The sequence below is a fragment of the Saccharopolyspora elongata genome (assembly GCF_004348985.1).
Classification (GTDB): Bacteria; Actinomycetota; Actinomycetes; order Mycobacteriales; family Pseudonocardiaceae; genus Saccharopolyspora; species Saccharopolyspora elongata.
The window spans coordinates 1-19,604 of the sequence record NZ_SMKW01000119.1 but is presented as its reverse complement, the minus strand read 5'-3'; the positions used below and the strand labels follow the sequence as shown (position 1 = coordinate 19,604).

10 protein-coding genes are annotated in these 19,604 nt (G+C 70.8%); 1 reads left to right on the top strand and 9 read right to left on the bottom strand.

The window, feature by feature from the left end; translation table 11 throughout:
* The 9 genes from E1288_RS42840 to E1288_RS42800 all read right to left on the bottom strand — a co-directional run.
* A partial coding sequence (locus E1288_RS42840) for a condensation domain-containing protein (protein WP_235884210.1) occupies positions 1–922 on the bottom strand: 922 nt, incomplete at its 3' end.
* Positions 919–2,061: a class I SAM-dependent methyltransferase gene (locus E1288_RS42835; protein ID WP_132494578.1), complete on the bottom strand. Its 1,143-nt coding sequence runs from the start codon at positions 2,059–2,061 to the stop codon at positions 919–921. The genes E1288_RS42840 and E1288_RS42835, both read right to left, overlap by 4 nt.
* Positions 2,051–3,391 carry a class I SAM-dependent methyltransferase gene (locus E1288_RS42830; RefSeq protein ID WP_132494576.1) on the bottom strand — a complete coding sequence of 447 codons (1,341 nt, stop codon included), beginning with the start codon at positions 3,389–3,391 and terminating at the stop codon, positions 2,051–2,053. The genes E1288_RS42835 and E1288_RS42830 overlap by 11 nt, the downstream gene beginning before the upstream one ends.
* Positions 3,381–4,766, bottom strand: a complete 1,386-nt coding sequence (locus E1288_RS42825; RefSeq protein WP_207954880.1) for an ABC transporter ATP-binding protein — start codon at positions 4,764–4,766, stop codon at positions 3,381–3,383. The genes E1288_RS42830 and E1288_RS42825 overlap by 11 nt, the downstream gene beginning before the upstream one ends.
* A complete protein-coding gene (locus tag E1288_RS42820; protein ID WP_132494574.1) occupies positions 4,763–5,542 on the bottom strand; it encodes an ABC transporter permease in 780 nt (259 codons plus the stop codon). The genes E1288_RS42825 and E1288_RS42820 overlap by 4 nt, the downstream gene beginning before the upstream one ends.
* Entirely contained in the window at positions 5,539–6,456 is a 918-nt protein-coding gene (locus E1288_RS42815) for an ABC transporter permease (RefSeq protein ID WP_207954879.1), read from the bottom strand. The genes E1288_RS42820 and E1288_RS42815 overlap by 4 nt, the downstream gene beginning before the upstream one ends.
* Positions 6,453–7,958 (bottom strand): ABC transporter substrate-binding protein, encoded by a 1,506-nt coding sequence (locus E1288_RS42810; RefSeq protein WP_132494573.1) that lies wholly within the window; start codon positions 7,956–7,958, stop codon positions 6,453–6,455. Before E1288_RS42810 ends, E1288_RS42815 begins: the two co-directional genes overlap by 4 nt.
* Before the next feature lie 73 nt (positions 7,959–8,031).
* The gene (locus E1288_RS42805) at positions 8,032–14,445 is read right to left on the bottom strand and encodes a type I polyketide synthase (RefSeq protein WP_132494571.1); all 6,414 of its coding nucleotides are present in this window, start codon (positions 14,443–14,445) and stop codon (positions 8,032–8,034) included.
* On the bottom strand, positions 14,442–18,308 hold the full coding sequence (locus E1288_RS42800; RefSeq protein WP_132494569.1) for a non-ribosomal peptide synthetase: 3,867 nt from the start codon (positions 18,306–18,308) through the stop codon (positions 14,442–14,444). Before E1288_RS42800 ends, E1288_RS42805 begins: the two co-directional genes overlap by 4 nt.
* Before the next feature lie 247 nt (positions 18,309–18,555).
* Here E1288_RS42800 and E1288_RS42795 point away from each other — a divergent pair, with 247 nt between their 5' ends.
* On the top strand, positions 18,556–19,236 hold the full coding sequence (locus E1288_RS42795) for a thioesterase II family protein (RefSeq protein ID WP_132494567.1): 681 nt from the start codon (positions 18,556–18,558) through the stop codon (positions 19,234–19,236).
* The last annotated feature ends 368 nt before the right edge of the window (positions 19,237–19,604 follow it).

Below are 19,604 nucleotides of genomic sequence, written 5' to 3'. Positions count from 1 at the left end.
GGGCGGGCGGAAGGGGGAACTCGTCGAGCCGGTCCCACCACCAGTCGCGGTCGGCTTCCCAGGCGTCGGTGTCGGGCAGCGTGGCTACCGAGGTGACGTAGTCGCCATAGTCGACCTCCAGCGGGGGCAGCATCGCGTTCCAGTCGGCGACCAGGGCGAACAGGTCCCGGTAGAAGACGTTCGACGACCAGCCGTCGATGATCAGCAGGCTGACCGCGTTGTGCAGGCGGGCGCGGTCGCCGGGCAGCAGCGTCAGGCGCATCGTCATGCCGGGACCGTGCGCGGGGTCCGGGCCGTTGGTGCTCATCTGCGACCGGATGGCCGCCACCGTGGCATTGGCTTCGTCCTCGGAAGCGTCGCGCAGGTCGATCACCTCGACGGTGGGTACGGCGTCGGGGTCGTCGGCGGCCAGAATGCGCTGCCGGCCATCAGGAAGCACGCGGGCGCGCAGCGTGGGTTGGTGCTGCACGAGTCGGCGCAGCGCGTCCTGGAGTGCTTCGGGAGCTTCGTCGGAGTCGACGTCGGTGAGGCCGATGTCGACGTAGTGGTGCGCCGATTCGTAGGACAGCTCCCAGCCGTCCTGCTGCCCGACGAAGTAGCCCTGCTGCAACGGCAGCAGCGGGAACGGTGCGCTCGGGTCTGGGCGCCGGGTCACATCGACCGGCAGTGCCCGGCCGCTGGATGCTCCGGCGCTGCGGCGGGCTACCAGGTCGGTCAGTTCGGCGAGGGTGATCTCCACCCGGACGTCGGACAGGGCGAGCGCCACGCCGAGCTTCCGGCGGACCAGAGCGGACATTCGCACGGCGAGCACCGAGTCGCCGCCGAGGTTGAGGAAGCTCGAATCCGGCGGAACCTCGTCCAGGCCGAGCAGCTCGGACCAGATCTCGGCCAGCACGGTGCTGATAGCGGGTTCGGTGGTCATGGTTGCTCCAGTTCGTCGGTTCGGGCGGCGAAGACGTGCTGGCCGAGGGCGGCGAGCGGATGAGTCGGGTCGGGCAGGTCGAGCTGCGGGGCGAAGCCGGCCGCGGTCAGCTCGGCCAGCCACTCGTCGCGGGTCAGGAAGATCCGGTCGGTGCCCGCCCGCACGTCGGTGGCACCAGGCTGCGGTTCGCCCTCGCGCGGGGACATCAGGAACTGCATGGACGTCATGGCCTGGTAGTGCTCCCGGCACGACTCGATGACCACGAGCATCCCGCCGGGCGCCAGCAGATCCCGCAACCGCGCCAGCACTTCTCCGATGTGGACGGAGTTGTGCAGGACGTTCGCGGCGAGCACGACATCGGCGGAGCCGGGTTGCACGGGTTCGTCGGAGTTGATGTCGAGCATGCCGTAGCGGAGCCGTTCGCCGAACCGCTGGCGCCCGGCGTCCAGGAAGAACTGGGACACGTCGGTGAACAGGTAGTCCACGGACTCGTCGGCGAGCGCCGGCACCACGGCGGCGGTGGTCCCGCCGACACCGGCTCCGAGCTCCAGCACGCGGAGCGTGCCACCGGCGCGCCGGCATTCCCCGCGCAGCAGGTCGACGGCTGCCGTGTTGAGGTAGCGGTTGATGACGTTGTCCTTGTAGGCACCTTCGGCGGTCGCGAGGTCTCCGTCGGGGAACAGCAGCGCCTGCACGGCCACCTCGTCGCGGAGCAGACGGGGGAGTTGCTCGATCGCCGCCAGGAAGAACCTGGCCATCTCCGGCGGATATCCCAGGCCGCGCGCGGCCTCGTCCACGAAAGCGGCGGCGTCGGCCGCCTCGGATCGGCCCACGGCACGGAGGCCGTGCACGAAACCCGTGGTTTCGTCTCGCTGGAGCAGGCCTTCGTCATTCAGGGCGGTGAGCCAGCGGCGGAGGATCCAGCGGTGCCGGGGTGCGACGCGCAGCCGGTCGGCGATCTGGTTCCAGCGGTGGCTGACCCCGGGCCGGAACAGGCCGTTGCGGCCGAGGGTGCGGGCCATCGCCAGCAGGGCGGCGTGGTCGAGCTGCCGCATGAAGCCGGGCAGCGCGGCGGTGTCGACATCGTTGATCGCGGTCGCGGCGGATCGAGTGACCTGGTCCAAGGTTTCAGCACGCATGGTGCTCGCCCTGGTCGACCGTGATCGGCACAAGCGCGTGGCCTCCGCGACGCAGGTCCCGCCGGGCGACCTCGGCGAGCCTGCGGCGAACGAATCCGCGCAGCGGCTCGTGCGCCTTGCCCGGCCCGGAGATCTCCTGCACCGGTCGGGCGGCCGACATCGCGGGTGCGATGACTTCGAGCGACCGCGGATCGGTCGGGTCCAGGCAGACCACGGCGTCCAGGTCGCCGATGGCACGGTGCAGCTCGGCGGCGGTCGTGCCGGCCTCGGTGTTGAGCAGCCGGTTGGGGATCCGTTCGACTCGCACCGGGGAACGGTCGAGGCGGGCGCGCAGGGCCGCGACCCGGTTGCCGGAAGGGAGGTCGGGCCAGCGGATCACGGTCGGTGCCACGGCAGGGGTGCCGGGATCGACGTGGAGCACGGCGTCGAAGCGGTAGCGGGTCAGTTCGGTGTCGGCGCGCATGGTCTTCGCGAAGGTGGCCATCCGGACCTCGCGGCCCGCCGCCGCGGCCAGCGAGGCCAGCAACGGCGCGTCGAAGAGCAGTTCCTCGTCCCGGTCGACCCGTTCGTCCAGCTCCGCGTCCGTGGCGGCGGCGTCGAGCCAGCGGTGGTGGTCGCGCAGCAGGCCGGCGTGGCGGACGTCGCCGATGATCACGGTGCCACCGGGCGCGACTATGTCGATCGCGTCCTGCACGACCGCGCGCAGGTATTCGACGCTGGGGAAGCACTGCGTGACGGAGTTCAGCAGCACGCAATCCGGCCGGGCCCCGGAAAACGCGGTGGCGATGGCGTCCTGCACCACGGCGCTGCGCGCCTCGTGCGCGGAGGCCTGCACGATCACGGCACCGCCGGGCGCCGATGTCGACAGCTTCCGAACAGCGTCGGCAGCGACGTCGGTGCCGACGTACGCGTCGACGTGCGGATGCAGGCGGTGCATGAGCATGCCCGTGCCACAACCGAGTTCGAGCACCCGCCGGGGTTTGTCGCGCAGCACGAGTTCGACGGTGTGGCGCAGCCAGTCCTTCATGTGCTCCACCGGGAAGGGCTCGCCGGTGTCCGACGCCCGCCAGCCGGACAGGTCCAGGTCGTCGGCATGCCGCCCGGAGGCCTGGGAGTAGGTCCAGTCGTAGACCTCGCTCCACTGGTCGAGGTGTTCGGTGAGCAGCGCGCCCGGTTCCGGCCGCACGGCGAGCGCCGCGCGGGCCGGGACGAGCCGCACTGCCTCGTCGTCGACTTCGGCTGCGGCGATCCACGGGTGGGCGCTGAGGTGCTCGGCCGCCCGCCACAGCGCGGCTGTGCTGTCTGCGGGCACGGGGTCGTCACCGGGCACGGGTTTCCTCCGATCGGTCGGGAATGGTGGGGAGCAGGCTGCGTTGGTGCAGCCGGAGCGTGCGGTCGGCGCGGTCGGCGACCGTCCGGTCGTGGGTGACCAGCAGGACGGCGAGGCCGTCGGCGCGCAGCCGGTCGAGGAGATCAAGCACGTCGTGGGCAGTGGCCTCGTCGAGTGCGGACGTGATCTCGTCCGCCAGCAGCACGTCGGGCTCGGCGGCGAGCGCTCGCGCGATGGACACGCGTTGGCGCTGCCCTCCGGAGAGCTCGCGTGGAAATCGTTTCGCGGCACCTTCGAGGCCAACCATACGCAGCAGTTCATCGGCTCGTTTCCGCGCAGCAGCGGGAGAAACGCCGTGTAGCACCTGTGCGGCCCGGGCGATGGCGGTGCCGACGCGGTGCGCTGGGTTGAGCGCGCCGGCAGGGTCCTGGGCGACGAACTGCACGGCGCGCAGTTGCGTGCGGGACCGGTGTTCGACCTGGCCCGGGAAGGGTTCGCCGCGCCAACGGAGTTCGCCCGCATCGGCCGCGTGCAGGCCGGCAAACGTCCGCAGCATGGTGCTCTTGCCGCATCCGGACGGTCCCAGCACGGCGACCAGTTCGTGCTTGAAGAGTTCGACGGAACTGCCCTGGAGCAGTGGCGTGCCGCCCTGCGAGATCGTCAGATCCGATGCCGAGAACACCGGTGCGGCCGATCTCTGCTGGCTTGTTCGCGGCGGGGTGGTCGTCCTCGCTTGCCCGAACGAGATGACGCGATCGCTCGCCCTCGTCACGAAGTCCCGGTCGTGGGAGACCAGTAGCGTCACCGAACGTCCGTCACCGCGCCGCTTCGCGATCGCCCGCATGACCAGTTCGAGGGCATCCGGGTCCAGCCCGGAAGTCGGCTCATCGAGTACCAACAAGGCCGGATCGCCTGCCAGCGCTCGGGCGAGGGCGACGCGTTGCGCCTGCCCACCGGAAAGTTGACGCGGGAGCCGCCACCACAGCTGGGCGCTGTCGAGTCCGAGGTCGTCGAGCGCCCGCTGGGCCAGTGGCGCGTCCGGCGTGCCTTCGGCGACCAGGGAATGCACTCGCTGCAAGGGATTCAGCGCGGCGGCGGGATCTTGGCCGACGATGCCCGCCGTCCGGTGCCGCCAACGCCGGGCGGCGCGTCCGGGCAGGATCGTCCTTCCTTCCCAGCAGACAGTGCCCTCGGCCCGGCGCAGTCCCGTCGGCAGGGCGTCCAGGATTGCGCGCAGCAGGGTGGATTTCCCGCTGCCGGACGGTCCGACGACCCCGACGATCTCACCGGCGGCGGCGTGCAGTGAGAAATCCGAGATCACGGCGCGTCCCTGCCTGTCGAGCACGGTCATGCCGCCGACTTCCAAGCCGCTCACGCCGGCCTCCTGTCGAGCAGCGACGCCGCGCCCGCGACACCGGCTGTCAGCACGGCCAGGGCGACGGCAGGGGCGATCACACCTGCGGGGTTGAGGCCGGACCCGGGCAGGTTCTCGCGGATCATCAACGCCCAGTCGGCCGTCGGTGGCTGGGCGCCGAAACCGAGCAGGCTCAACGCGGCCGCGAGCTGCACGGCGACCACGAATCGCATGCCCACGTCGGCCGAGATCAGCCCGGCCATCGATGGCAGGACTTCCCGGATCAGCAGCGCCGCGTCGCGTTCGCCGCGGCAGCGCGCCGCCTCGACGTACCCGGAGCCGCGGGCCAGCCGGGTGGCGTCCCGGACCACCCGCAGCGTCAGCGGGGTGCCACCGCAGACGGTCGCGGCGATGACCGCGGCGTCGCCGGGCAGCGAAACCGCCAGCACCAGTGCGACGAGCAGCAGCGGCACGGCGAGCAGGACGTCGGCGAGCGCGGTCAGCAGCCGGGAAGTCCAGCCATCGGACCAGCCGGCGAGCAGCCCTCCGGCAACGCCGAGCGAGGTGGCCAGCAGCGCGGCGAGCATCGAGACCAGGACGAGGTCGCGGCCGCCGGCCAGCACCCGGGACAGCACGTCGCGGCCGAGGCCGTCGGTGCCCAGCAGGGCGCCCCCGCCAGGGGATGTGTGCGGTAGGCCGATGATCTCGGTCGGGAGGTGCGGGGTGAGCAACCCGCCCAGGACGGTCGCGCACGCCACGGCGCTCGCAAGGCTGCCGGCGATGATCGCGCGGTTCATGAGGTGCCACCCCGAACCACGTCGGCCAGCCACAACCCGGCGAGCACAACCGCCGCGCCGAGCAACGCCACGGCCTGCACCGTCGGCACGTCACGGCTGGCGACAGAGCTGACGAGCAGCTCTCCCAAGCCGTTGTAACCGAACACGGTCTCCACCACCGTCGTGGCCGCGATCAAACCGCCACAGATCACCGCGAGCACGCGGAGCACCGGCGCGAACAAGAACGGAAGGACGTGCCGGGCCGCGACGCGCCAGCGCGGCACGCCGCGCAGGACGGCGTCCTCGACATGCGGGAGCCGCCGCACGTCCGCCACCGCCCCGGCGAGCAGGCCCGCGCCGAACGCCGCCGCCGGAAGGGCCAGCGACAGCGTCGGCAGCACGAGCAGTTCGGGTCGCTGCCACGGCGACTGTCCAATGGGGAGCAACGACACCCTGGGCAGCCAATGCAGGAGACCGGAGAACAGCGCGACCAGTGCTCCGGCGACCACGACCTGCGGGACTGCGGCGGCAGCCGCGATCGCGCCGCCGGCCGGAGACCGCAGACGCGGTGCGCTTCCCACCCAAGCCGCCAGCAGCATGAGCGGCAGCGCGACGAGCAGCGCGCACGCGGTCAGCGCCAGGGTCGCGGGCAGCCGTTCCGCGATCAGGACCGCCACGGGTCGGTCGCTGATCAGCGACCGACCCGCGTCACCGTGCAGCAGCCCGGCCAGCCAGCGGCCGAAGCGCTGCCAGGCCGGATCGTCCAGCCCGGTCTGCTCGCGCAGCCGGGCCAGCTCCGCATCGCTTGCCCGGCCACGGGTCCTGGCCTCCGCCGCGTCACCGGGCAGCAGCTCGGTCGCGGCGAAGACCAGCACGGCGACCGCGAACAGCAGCAGGGCGCTGCGCGCGGTCGAGCGGATTAGCGACGGGATCACGTGGCGTTGATCCGGACCTGGTCGATGAACAATCGCTGGAATCCCGGTCCCGTGGGCAGCCCCGCCACCTGCGGCCGCGCCAGGTCGAGCCCGTCGCCGGCGCCCCACACCAGGTATCCGCCTTCGTCGCGCACCTGCTGCTGCAACCGGCCGAGCTGGGCGCTGCGCCCGGCCGCGTCGGCGGTGGCCAGTGCCGCGTCGAAGCCGAGGTCCCAGTCGGGCCGGTGCCACGCGGTCTCGTTCGTCGGCGACGTCGACAGCAGCGCCACGCGTGCGACGTCGAGGAACGGGATTCCGCCGAGGTAGCTGACGTAGAAGTCGGCCTGCGAGTAGACCTGGGTCCAGAAGGTGTCCTGCGGTTCCACCTGCACGCGGATCCGGATGCCGGCGGCCTTGAGCTGATCGGCCAGCAGCGTCGCGGTGGTCTCCATGCCCGGGTAGGCGGTCGTGGTGCGCAGCGTGAGATCCAGGCCGTTCGAGTGCCCCGCCTCGGCCAGCAGCTGTCGAGCTCGGTCGAGGTCGCGCTGGCGCTGCGGTGGTGCCGGTGCGGTCGGGTCCGCGGGGGTGAGCAGGTCGTTGCCGACCACGCCCTGGCCGAGGAAAACGGCGTCCACCAGCTGCTTTCGATCCACGGCGAGCTTGATCGCCTCGCGAACGCGGGGGTCGTCGAACGGTGCCCGGTCCAGGCGCATGACCACCGGGTACACCGTGACCGCCGGCCGGTGCACGACCTGCAGACCGTCCTGTTCGGACTCCCGGGCGGTCGCCGGGTTCACGCTCCCGGCGACGTCGGCCTGCCCGGCGGCGACCGCGTCGGCCCGCGCCTGCGGATCGGCGATGGCGCGGATCTCGATGCGCCGCAGCGGCGGGCGCGACCCCCACCAGCGGTCGCTGCGCTCCAGGACGGCGCTGGCGGCGTCGCCGCCGGCCATCCGGAACGGGCCGGATCCGGCGACCGGGTTGGTGAAGTCGGTGCTGCCCTCGGGCACCACGAAGGTCGCCGACTCGAGTGCCTTTCCGACCTCGGCGAAAGGCTTGCGTGTCGCCAGGTTCAGGGTGTGCTCGTCGACCACAGTGGACGCTGCGAGGTCGAACATGGCCATCCGGCCGTAGTTCTCGGCGGCCTTGTCCTGCATCCGGCGCAGTGAGAACAGCACGTCCGCCGCCCGCACCGGTCGGCCGTCGGTGAAGGACGCATCCGGGCGCAGCGCAAGCTTCCAGCGGGTCTGCGTCGTGTCCGGCGTCCAGGAGGTGGCCAGTCGAGGCTGCGTGCTGCCGTCCGCGCCGGGCACCGTGAGCACGTCGTAGAGCAGCGCGAAGCGCATGGCGTCGGACTCGTTGCCGAGGCCGCCGTGCGGATCGTTGCTGGCAGCCGCAGGAGCACCGACAGCCGCGTAGCGAAGTGTGTCGGTGCTCGTGTCGGCGGTGCTGTTGGCGGCGCAACCGGTGGCCACCAGAGCGGTGGCGAGGGCTGCGCCGAGGACGAACTGTCGTCGTTGCATCGAGGTCCTTCGTCGGTTCGGGTTCGTGCGCTTCCCGGCGGTCATGGCCGCCGGGAAGCGCACGAGTGGTGGATCAGCGATCCAGCGCCGCTTTCAGCGCTTCGTTGATGGCCGCGGCGACCTGCGTGATCGCGGGTGGTTGCAGCAGCGAGTAGTGGTGGGCGTCGACGCCGATCACGTCCAGCGGCCCGGCCAGGTGACGGCCCCAACCCAGATCTGCCAAGCCGGGCGGGGTGTCGTCGACGCCCATGCCCACACCGGAGTTGCGCGGTGCCGGGCGATCGGCGCGGACCAGCAATGTTCTGGTGTTCTCGTCGTCGAGCAGGGCTGGTTCGTGGTCGGCCAGCGCCCGCAGGTGCCGGGCGAACACCGAGACTCGCCGGCGGGCGCTGTCGCGGCGCCCGAGCAGTCGCGCGGACCGCAGCCGTTGGTCGATCTCGTCCCAGCGCCGGTCGGCCGGGAGCCGCCGGACGGCCTCGATGACCGCCGAGGTGTTCAGGTCGGGTCCTGCGCCGAGGTCGGCGCCGACGAACCCCTCCAGCGCACCGAGGAAACGCCAGGCGACGGCCAGTTCCACCTCGTCCGGGTTGCCGTCGATGTGGGTGATGAAGCTCGGGTCGTTGGAGTCGAGCATCACCAGCAGCTCGGTGCGCTCACCGAGCGCGTGGAGCCGGCGGGCCATTTCCTGCGCGAGGTCGCCGCCCATGGACCAGCCGCCGAGCAGGTACGGGCCGTGTTCCTGCCATCGGCGGACCACGTCGAGGAAGCGTGCGGCCATCCCGGGGATGTCGGTGGCGCCGCGGCCGTCGACCAGTTCCGGATCGGTCAGCGCGACGACGTCCACGCGGTCGTCGAGCAGCCGGGCCAGCTCGGCGTAGCAGACGACGTCACCACCCGACGGATGCATCAGGAACAGCGGGTGCCGCCCGCCGCTCGGCCGGACCGGCAACGCGATGTCCTCATCCGCGACGTCCGCGCCGTCCCACGCGGACGGATCGGTGGCGAGTTGCTCGACGCGTTGGACGTAGTCGGCGAAGGCCCGGTCGAGCTGATCCGGTGGCAGGACCGGTTCGAGGGCATCCCATTGCAGCAACAGCCGTCCGCCCTGCTCCAGCGCCTGGTGGTCCAGCAGCGTCTGCGGCGTCTGGCTGAGCGCGGCGACCTGCGTGCCGACCCATTCCGGATCGTGTTCCGCGCCGATGACGTCCTCAAGGCCCAGCGCGCTGGTGAACACCACGGGCACCGAGACCCGGTGGCCGCGGCGGGACGACTGCTCGGCCAGCACTTCGAGCCCGGAGAAGTCCCGGTGGTCCAGGTCCGCGAACAGCACGTCCTGCGCGACTCGAGCCCGCTGCAGGAAGGATGCGGGCCCGGAGTGGTCCACCGCGTGCAGCACAAGAGAGGTGAAGTCACCGACCACATCGGACGCCTGGGGGTGGATGTCCGGGCGGTCGAACAGCGTCAGCATGATCGCGAACCGTTCGCTGCCCGACCACGCCGCGAGCGTCTCGGCATAGGCGGCGAGCAGCACGGCCGTGGGCGTCACCCGCTGCCGAGCAGCTGCGGCCTGCAACGCTGCCCAAGCGTCGGGGTCCAGCGCCGCGGCCCGCCGGACGAATCGCGTCGGCGTGTCGGATTCGCGCACGGGCAGCGCAGGCCCGCCCGGCAGCGAGTCGAGCTTGCCGCGCCAGTAGGCAGCCGCCTGCTCGCCCCGCTCGCCGTGGCGGCGTTGTTCCAGCGCCGCCACGCACGCCGCGAAGTCGATCCCGATGTCCGGCAACGGCTGGTCCGAACGGTAGAAGTGTCGCAGCTCGCGGTCGATGATCCACCAGCTCGCCGCGTCGCAGATCAGCACGTCGACGCCGATGAACAACCGAACCCGGCCACCGGGCAGCCGCGCGGCCTGGATCTGCACCAGCGGCCACCGATCCGGCGGCCCGGGCTGCCGGCTGATGCGCTCGCGCAGCCGCTCCAGCCGCGCCGTCCGGCGCTCCTCCGGCAACGACGTCAGGTCGTGCACCCGGATGCGGTAGGCGGGCACGTCGTCGAGCACCTTCGCCCTGCCCTGCGAGGTGATGATGGTCCGCAGCATGGGGTGGCGCGCGAACACCTGGTGCCACGCCCGTTCGTACCGGTCGACGTCGAGGTGCTCGCAGTCGTATTCCAGGTAGAAGTGGCAGGGCACGTCACCCCACTCGTAGCCGCCGTCCCGGCCGACCCAGTAGGCGTGCTGCACCCGCGTCAGCGGGAACGTCCCATCCGGGGCCACGGCCGCTGCGATCGGTGCGGGTTCAGCCGGTGCGGGTTCGGCCGCGGTGATGCGGGCCGCGAGCGCGGCGACGGTCGGCTGAACCAGCAGGTCGCGCAGCCGCAGATCGACGCCGAAGCGCTCCCGCACCGCCGCGAGCATCCGCGTCGCGAGCAGCGAATGCCCACCGAGCAGGAAGAAATCCGCGTCGGCCGAGGTCACTGGCGAACCGAACAACTCGCTCCACAACTCGGCGACCGCCCTTTCGGCAGGGTCCGCCAAGCTCCCCGGCGCTTCGGCGCGATCGATGAAGGCGGCCTGCGTCATGCGATCGGCCAGCGAGGTGGCGGCGACCGCGACCACTGGTGGCATGGTGCCGTGGAGGATCCGGTCCAGCGCTGCCATTCCGGTCTCGGCATCCAACGCATGGTCCAGCACGACGGTGCGGTCCGCACCGAGCGGGCCGACCCGCCAGCCGTCCCACACGGCGCTGACCCACCGGGTCGATTCGTCGCTGGCGGACATGGCCAGGGCATCGAGGAAGCCGTTGGCCGCCGCGTACGCGCCCATGCCGATGCCGCCGACCAGCGTGGTCACCGACGACATCAACAACACCGTGCGAGGCCGCAGCCGGGACGGGAGCTCGTCGATCGCCGCGCGCAGCGCGAGCGCTCCGCCCGCCTTTGCGGTGATGTGCGCGGCGACGAGTTCGGCGGTGGTCTCCCGCAGCGGGGTCGCCTCCGTGGTCGCGACGGCGCCCGCCGCGTGGATCACGATGTCGAGGCGTCCCTGCTGAGACAGCTCGCGCAGGAGTGCTGTCGTCCCAGGAACATCTGCCGCATCGAGCGCGCGAACCTCCACTTGGGCGCCCGTTTCGGTGAGCCGCCGGATGGTTTGGAGCCGTTGTTCGGCGGTGCTGCCGGGTTCGGGGTGGGTTGGCAGGCCGGTGCGCGAGGTGAGGACGACGCGGTACCCGTTGCGGGCGAGGTGCTCGGCGATGGTCAGCCCGACATCTCCCAGCCCGCCCGTGATCAGCGCGAGGCCGCCGGATGGCGGCGCGATCTCGGCCTTGGGGCGCCACGGCACGATCGTCCGCTGCCACCGGGAATCGCCGCGCACCGCGATTTCCCAGCCCGACGATCGTTCCGCCGCGCTGAGGTCGGCGATCTCCGCCACGACTGCTGCGGCATCATCCGAGCCGGCCGGGAGATCGATCGTCCGCCACCGCAATCCGCGTAGCTCCTGGCCCAGGATTCGGGGGAGCACTCGCAGCGCGCCGTGGGCGGTGTCGGGAAGGTCTCGGCTGCCACATCTGGTGATCTGGAGCAGCAGCGGCGGGGCCTGCTCCAGATCGGCTAGAACGCGTGACAGCTCGGCGTGGCGGAGGATCCCGGTCGTGATGTCCTCGCTGTCGCCGGCGAACAGGAGCACACCGGCGCACGGTTCCGAGCCGGTGGGCTCACCGAGGGAAACGCAGTTCGCACCTAGTGCCGTCAACTCCCGCTGGACGGCCGCGGCCAGGGCGTCGTCGGCAGTGGCTGAGATGATCCAGCGCCCGGGCAACGAGGTCGGTTGATCGAGCGGAAGGAGTTGCTGCCAGCGCGGGATTTGCAGGGGCTCGTTGGCATCGGGTTCGTCTTCGGCGCGAACCTGTCGGGGCTGAGGAGGGTCGATCCACAACCGCCGCCGCTGGAAGGCGTAACCCCGCGCGGCGATGCGACGACGCGGTTCGACGTGCTGAGCGGCGAAGTCGATGTCGAGCCCGTGCGCCCACAACTGGCCGATGGCATCGCGGACGGAGATCGCCTCGTCGGGCTCCTCCGCGGTGAACGTCGTCAACGCGGTGTGCAGCGCGGGCAGCCCGTTGCGCCGGGCGAGACCGGCGAGCGCACTGCCCGGTCCGACCTGCACCACGACGGCCGGGGCGTCGCCGTCAACGGCGGTGCGCAACGCATCGGAGAACCGCACGGTGTCCCGGAGCTGGCGCACCCAGTGCTCAGCCGTGCTCAACTCTGCGTCCGTGTAGGTGCCGGTGACAGTCGTGACCATCGGCGCCGCCAGCGACCGTGGCCGCAAGGCTGCTGCGGCGGCCCTGAGCGCGGGCATCGCGGGCTCGACCAGCCGCGAGTGCAGCGCGGCATCGACCCGCAGAAACGCAGAGCGCTTGTCGTCGCCCAGGCTCGCGGCGAGTGCTTCGACGGCGGGTCGTGGCCCGGATACGACGCAGGAATCGGGTGCGTTGACTGCGGCGAGGTCGACCTCGGGGTGGTTCGCGAGCAGCCCGGTCATCTCGGCTTCCGGGAGCTGGATCGCGAGCATGCTCCCGCCGCTGGCGGCACGGGACGCCTCGGTGCACCGGACGGCGACGAGCCGGGCGGCATCCGGTAGCGAGAGCCCACCGGCCACCACTGCGGCGGTGTATTCGCCGAGGCTGTGCCCGAGCACTACGTCCGGTCGCACGCCCCAGGAGTCCAGCAATCGGGCGGTCGCCAACGACACCGCGAACAACGCGGGCAGGCCGTAGGCGGCGTCGCGGACGCGTTGCTCGGCGGCGTCGCCGATCACGGCCTCGCGAATGTCGGTTCCCAGCAAGGGGAGCAGCAGGTCAGCGCATTCGTCGACGCAGTCGCGAAACACCGGCTCCTCGGCGTAGAGCCGCGAACCCATGCCTGGGTATTGGCTTCCGGCGCCGGGGAAAGCGAACACCACACGTGGTGGCGTGGGTAGTGCCTGCACTCCGGTGCCGGTCCGCAAAGCTGCGATGTCCCCACCACGCACGGCGGTGGCGACGCGATGGGGGAGTGCCGGCCGTCCGGATTGCAGGGTGTGGGCGAGGTCCGCCGCATCCGCGGGCTCGGCTTCGGCGATGGCTGTTGCGGTCTGCTCGGCCGCTGCGCGGCTGTGCGCGGACACCGTCAAGATCTGCGGCCGGGAGTCCGATCGCGCCGCGGGGCGGCTCGGCGCGGGGCCCAGCACGACGTGGCAGTTCGTGCCGCCGATGCCGAACGAGCTGACCCCGGCCAGTTCCGGGCCCTGCCACTGCTTCGTCTCGGTGACGACCTCGAACGGCGAACCATCCAGCTGCAGCAGGTCGTTGAGCGGTTCGGCGTGCAGCGACGCGGGCAGAATCCCGTGCTGGACCGCCAAGGTCGTCTTGATGAACGAGGCGATGCCCGCAGCGCTGTTGGCGTGCCCGATGTTGCTCTTCACCGAACCCAGCCCGCACCAGGCCGGGCCCGCGGCGCCGAAGATCCGCCGCAGCGCGGCGGTTTCCACCGGATCGCCCAGCCGCGTGGCCGTCCCGTGCGCCTCGACGTAGCCGACCTGCCGGGGATCAATACCGGCGATCGCCTGCGCCTCGGCGATCACCCGCGCCTGCCCGCGCAACGACGGCGCTGTGAATCCGGCCTTGTCGGCACCGTCGTTGTTGACCGCGGAGCCGTGCAGGACCGCCAGCACCGGATCGCCATCGGCCAGTGCGTCTTCCAGCCGTCGCAGCACGACGGCTCCAACTCCTTGCGAGTAGACGATGCCGCTGCCTTCGGCGGAGAAGGGACGCACTGTGCCATCGGCGGAATAGATCCCCTCGGCCACGTGCAGATATCCGTGCCCCTGCGGAACGATCAGCGAAACGCCGCCCGCGACGGCGGTGTCGCATTCCTCGTTGAGCAGCGACTGCGCGGCGGTGTGCACCGCGACCAGCGACGTCGAGCACGTCGTGTTCACCGCGATGGCCGGGCCGGTCAGGTTCAACCGGTAGGCCACCTGCAGCGGCAGGTAGTCGGCGTGCGTGGCCATCGCGGTCTGCAGGCTGCCCACCGGATCCGCGCCGCCGCCGGTCGGGCTCCACCGGTCGGCGAGGTTGCTGGCCAGGTAGGAGCTGTGTGCGGCGCCGGCGAAAACCCCGACCGAGCCGGCGCCCAGCCCGCAGCCGTGCCCGGCCTGCTCCAGCGCCTGCCAGGCCGCTTCCAGGAACAGCCGCTGCTGGGGGTCGAGCAGGGCGGCTTCAGCATCGGTGAGGCCGAACGGCTCGGGATCGAACAGGTCCTGCCCGTCGATCAGCCCGCCGACCGGCACGTAATCCGGGCGGTTGCGCAGTCGCGACGGAACGCCGCGGGACGCCAGCTCCGCTTCGGTGAAGCGGGTGAGCCCTTCGCGGCCCTCGACGAGCATGTCCCAGAACGAGGCGGCATCCGGTGCTCCGGGAAAGCGGCAGGCCAGACCCGTGACGGCGATCATCGAGCCAACTCCGCGGCGTGCGCGCGGGCGGCGCGGCGGCCCGAAACCGGCGAGGCGGGCCGAGCCGGGGCCGGTTCCGTTCGCTGTGCGATCACCGCGGCTAGGTCGCGGACCGTGGGATTGGCCAGTATGTCGACCACCGTGAGGTCCGGATCGAGTTCCGCGCTGAGCCTGCGTTGGGCTTGCACCAGGGTGAGCGACGTGGCACCCAGCTGGAAGAACGGCGTCGTGGTGTCCACTTCGGACTTCAAGAGGTCGCTGAACACCTTCTTGATAGCAGCCTCGGTCTCCGCTACCTGCCTCGACGGCTGTGCCGGAGGCGGTGGAGGTGGTGGTGTGGCGGGCGCGGCAGCCGGCGGAGGGATCACCACCGGTGGTGCGGATGAACCCGCATCGCGGCTGAAGGTGAGCTCGATGAGGGCCCCGTCCCGCAACCGCTCGGTCGCGCGCAGGCCTGCGGCCGCGGCGGCCGACAGCAGCCGCTTGCCGCCTTCCCCGGCTGCGGACAGCGCATCCGCCAGCGACAACGCGCCGGGGGAGAAGGTGATCGCGACATCAAGGCCGCGGGCGGCGGCGTCGTTGAGCGCCGCGTCGAACCCGAACGCAACACCCCGTTCGACAGGCTGGCCGGCTTCCAGCCCAGGCCGCGAAACGGCCACCGTTGGAGCCTCGGCGACTGGTGGCGCACTGGCAGCATCGTTCGCGGAGGCTCGTCGGTATGGGTTTTCCAGCGACTTGTAATCGATCTTCCCGTTGGCGGTGACCGGGAATTCGTCCATCGTGACGAAACGGGTGGGCACCATGTACTCGGGAACGTTCTCGCGCAGGCGACGGCGCAGGTCCTCGTCGGTCATCTCGGCGTCGGCGTGCCGGACGACGTAGGCCACCAGGCGGGGCCGGTCGTCGGGGCCTGGTGCCGACAGTGCCACCGACTTGCGGATCCCGGGGAGCCGGTCCAGCACGGATTCGACTTCGCCCAGTTCGATGCGATGTCCCCGGATCTTGACCTGCCGGTCCAGGCGCCCGAGGAACTCGATCCTCCCGTCGTGGCGCCAGTGCCCCATGTCACCGGTGCGGTAGAGCCGCAGGCGCAGCTGCGGGTGGGTGATGAACCGGTCGGCGGTCTGCTTCGGATCCCCGACGTAGCCGCGCGCCAGGCCATCGCCGCCGATGTGCAGTTCACCGGGCTCGCCGACAGGCTGCGGGCGGCCGTTCTCGTCGAGGATGTGGAACAGCTGTCCCCGAAGCGCGCGCCCGTAGGGAATGCTGCGCCACCCGGGCTCCACGTCACCGATGGGATGGCAGATCGACCAGATCGACGCCTCGGTCGCGCCGCCGAGGCTGACGATCTGCGCGTTCGGGGCGAGCGCGCGCACCCGGTCCGGCAACGTGACCGGGATCCAGTCCCCGGACAGGAACACCAGCCGCAGCGGTGCGAACGCCTCCCGGGCCGGCTCGGGATCGACCTCGGCGTACTCCACCAGCATTTCCAGCAGCGCCGGAGCGGTATTCCACAACGTCACCCGGTGCTGACGCATCAGCTCCAGCCAATGGCCCGGGTCGCGCTGCCGCTCGGCGTCGGGAAGCACCAGAGCTCCGCCGACCCCGAGCACGCCGAAGATGTCGTGCACGGACAGGTCGAAGCTGACCGCCGACAGCGCCAGCATCCGGTCCTCAGCGCCGATCGGGAAGCGATCGACGAGGTCGTCGATCGTGGTGCGGGCGGCCCGGTGCTCGATCGCGACTCCCTTGGGGCGTCCAGTGGACCCGGACGTGAAGATGACATAGGCGAGGTCATCTGGTTCCGGCCGCCGCAGCACCGGCGCTTCCGCTGCTTCACCGTCGAGCGCGCCGCTTTCCGGTAAGCGGTGCACCGTGACGTCTTCGGGCCATTCCACCTTGGCGCCGGGGCCTACCACGGCGTGCCGGATGCCGGCCTGGGCGCAGGCGGAGGCGATGCGGTTCGCCGGCCACGACGGCTCGAGGGGAACATAGCCCGCACCGCTGGCGCATACCCCGAGGATCGCGGTGATCTGCGCCGCGCCCTTCCCGGCCGCGACCGCGACGAGATCGCCCGGACCGACACCTGCTGCCGCGAGCACAGCGGCCGTCTGCGCAGCGTTCGACGAAACTTCCTTGTGGTTGAGTGAATTCCCGGTACCCAGGAGAGCTGGTTCGTCGGGACACCTTTCGGAGGCTGCCCGCAGCGGATCGTCGAGCAGCGAGCCGACCGGGCCGAACGGCGCACTCGTCAGCTTTTCCGCCGGCCGGAACGATGGGTCCCAGCCGAGGGTGGTGTCGGTCCAGGCAGCGGGGTCGTGGGCCAGCCGGTGCAGCAGTCGGGTGTGGGCGTCGAGCATGCCGCTGACGAAGCCTGCGGGGAAGGCTCCGTCGACCGAGTCCCAGCACAGTTTCAGGGCGCCGCTTTCGGCATAGACGATGTGGTCCAGCAACACCTGCGGGGTTTGCGAGATGCCGAAGACCTCCGCGCCGAGCCACCCGGCCGGATTGCCCTGGCCATCCGACAGTCCCAGCCCGCTGGTGAAGACGACGGGGTACTTCGGTGTCGCCGTAGGCGCCCCGGCGGAGTGCTGCGCCTCCATACCGGACACCGCCCGGTGGTCCAGGTCGGCCCAGAACTGCCGGTTCGCGCGCGTCGCGTAGTCGGCGAAACCCGCCCACCCCGCGGGATCCAGCTCGGGCATCGCGACTAGCGCGGTCGAGGTGAAGTCGCCGACCAGCGACTCCAGCTCGGGGTCGTCGGGCCGGTCGAACAGCGTGGTGTTCAGGCAGAACGGCTCCGTCGCGCCCCAACGAGCCAGGGTGAGTCCGAAAGCCGCGAGCAGCACCCCGGTCGGGCTGAGACCGTGATCGGCCGCACTCGCGCGCAGCGCCTCCCATTCCGCTGGCCCCAGCGTCGACGACGCTCTGCTGAACCGGTGGTTGCGCACCTGGTCGACGTCGCACTCCAACGGCAAGACCGGGCCGGGCGGAAGCGACGGGGCACGTTCCGCCCAGTAGGCACGATCACGATCCCGGCGCCGCTGCTCGTCAGCGTCGGACTCCCGCTTGCGGACCACATCGGCGAAAGTCGTGCGCACTGCGGGCAGCTCTGTCGACGGATCCTCGACCAACGCGCCCCATTCGGCGAGCAACTGCATCAACCCGGTCAGGTCCAGCGCGAGCACGTCGATCCCCATGCAAAGCCGCGTCCGGCCATCGGGCAGCAGGATCGCCTGGATGTCGAACAACGGCCAGCGGTCGGCCGGGCGCACCTGGTGCGACCAGGCGTGCCGCAACTCGGCGGCGGTGCTTTCGGCGGTCGACGGATCGACGCCCCGCAGATCGGTGATGGGAATCTCGTAGCGCGGCACGGAGTCCAGCACGCGCTGCCGGGCGTCTTCGCCCACGACCATGCGCAGCATCGGATGCCGTCGGACCAGCGCGTTCCACGCCGAGCTCAGGCGGTCCAGATCGGATTCCGGGTCTGCGGCTGGGATCCGGTCGTACTCCCGGTAGAAGAACGTCGCCACCCCGCCGAGCGGGAACGCCGAGTCGCGGCCGACCCAGTAGGCCGACTGGATCGGGGTGAGCGGGAACGACCCGGTGGCCTCACCTGGCTCGACCACGCCGTCGGCGATCGAGCGAACCGTTGCCGCGCCGAGGAAAGCGGTGAGCGGGAGATCGAGCTCGAGCTCCTCGCGAAGGCGGCGGCGCAGCCGCACCGCGGTGAACGACTCCAGGCCCAGCTCGACGAGGGGCGTGTCGGTCTCGATCGAGCCGGTTGGCACGTCCATCACCTCGGCGAGGGCCGCGGCAACGGCAGCGAGGTCGACCGACGATCCCGTCGGGGTCGTGCTCATGGTCCTCCTTCGGAGATCAGGCGAGGTCGGATTCTGATCACAGAGCGTCGGCGCCCTAGACAAGAAAACGACAATCGTTTTCGATTATGCTCCGAACGATCGCGATCGTGTCAAGAGCGAACACGGATGGTGACGAATGGTGACGCCAAGTGGATCAACCGGGAGGGGATGACCTGTGCTGCGGCATTCGGATTCGGCGCTGCGCTGCTACGACCCGAGACCTGAAGCTCGGGTGAGACTGTTCTGCATGCCGCACGCCGGCGGTGCGGCGAGCTTCTACCGGTCGTGGTCGTCATCGCTGCCGCCGGAGGTCGAGGTCTGCGCGATCCAGTACCCGGGCCGGGAGGATCGCTGGAACGTGCCGGCCTGCGGTGCGATGCCGGAACTCGTCGAGGACGTCGTCGCCGGCATCCGCGACCGTCTCGACCGCCCGTTCGTCCTTTTCGGACACAGCCTGGGAGCGACCGTCGCCTACGAGACGGCGCAGGCCCTGCATCGCGAACTAGGCGGGGAAGTGGGCCATCTCGTGGTTTCGGCGAAAGAGCCCCCGCAACACCACCGGGCCGACGACTTCCACCAGCGCTCGGACGACGAGCTGTGCGCCGAGCTCGCCAGACTCATGCCCGATCGCGCGGACGTCCTGGCGTCCCCAGAGGTGCGAAGCCTCCTCCTGCCGACGGTCCGCGCGGACTACCGGGTGAACGAGACCTACCGGCAGGAGACCTCGCCACCCCTGCTCGACTGCCCGATCACAGCGCTATGCGCCGCCGACGACACCGAAACCACCGTGGCGGAGGCACAGGGCTGGCGACAGCTCACCCGGGTGAAGTGCAACATCGTGGTCCTTCCCGGCGATCACTTCTACCTGGTACCGCGCCGCAATGCAGTCCTGGCGACGATTCACCGCGCTGTCTCAGCTCTCCTGTAATGCGCGCTGGGGTAGCGGGGTTCTGGTCTGCGCTGGTCGCATTTCTCTATGCGCATTGCCGCATCTGAGATTAGGCTTTTCGGGTCAATGAAAAGGCCGAAATGGTCGAAAGGTCGATGGTTACGATGGCGCATCAAGAGCACCCCGCGCACGAGCACGGTCATGGTGAAGGTTGCGGGCACGTGGTGGTTCCCCACGGTGACCACGTCGACTACATCCACGACGGACATCGCCACGCTGTGAGAAATAGTCAAGATCTGTGGGTCAAGATTGTTTAGGCGGCGGTGGGTGGGGCGTGGTCGTCGGGGCGTTCGACGAGTTTGCCGCCTTCGAAGCGTGCTCCCGCGCGTACGAGTGCGACGAGTTGG

What these genes read in the sequence shown, in the direction of transcription:
- E1288_RS42835 (WP_132494578.1), bottom strand. Translation starts at nt 2,061, where the DNA reads ATGCGTGCTGAAACCTTGGACCAGGTCACTCGATCCGCCGCGACCGCG.
- E1288_RS42820 (WP_132494574.1), bottom strand. Translation starts at nt 5,542, where the DNA reads ATGAACCGCGCGATCATCGCCGGCAGCCTTGCGAGCGCCGTGGCGTGC.
- E1288_RS42810 (WP_132494573.1), bottom strand. Translation starts at nt 7,958, where the DNA reads ATGCAACGACGACAGTTCGTCCTCGGCGCAGCCCTCGCCACCGCTCTG.
- E1288_RS42805 (WP_132494571.1), bottom strand. Translation starts at nt 14,445, where the DNA reads ATGATCGCCGTCACGGGTCTGGCCTGCCGCTTTCCCGGAGCACCGGAT.
- E1288_RS42800 (WP_132494569.1), bottom strand. Translation starts at nt 18,308, where the DNA reads ATGAGCACGACCCCGACGGGATCGTCGGTCGACCTCGCTGCCGTTGCC.
- E1288_RS42795 (WP_132494567.1), top strand. Translation starts at nt 18,556, where the DNA reads ATGCCGCACGCCGGCGGTGCGGCGAGCTTCTACCGGTCGTGGTCGTCA.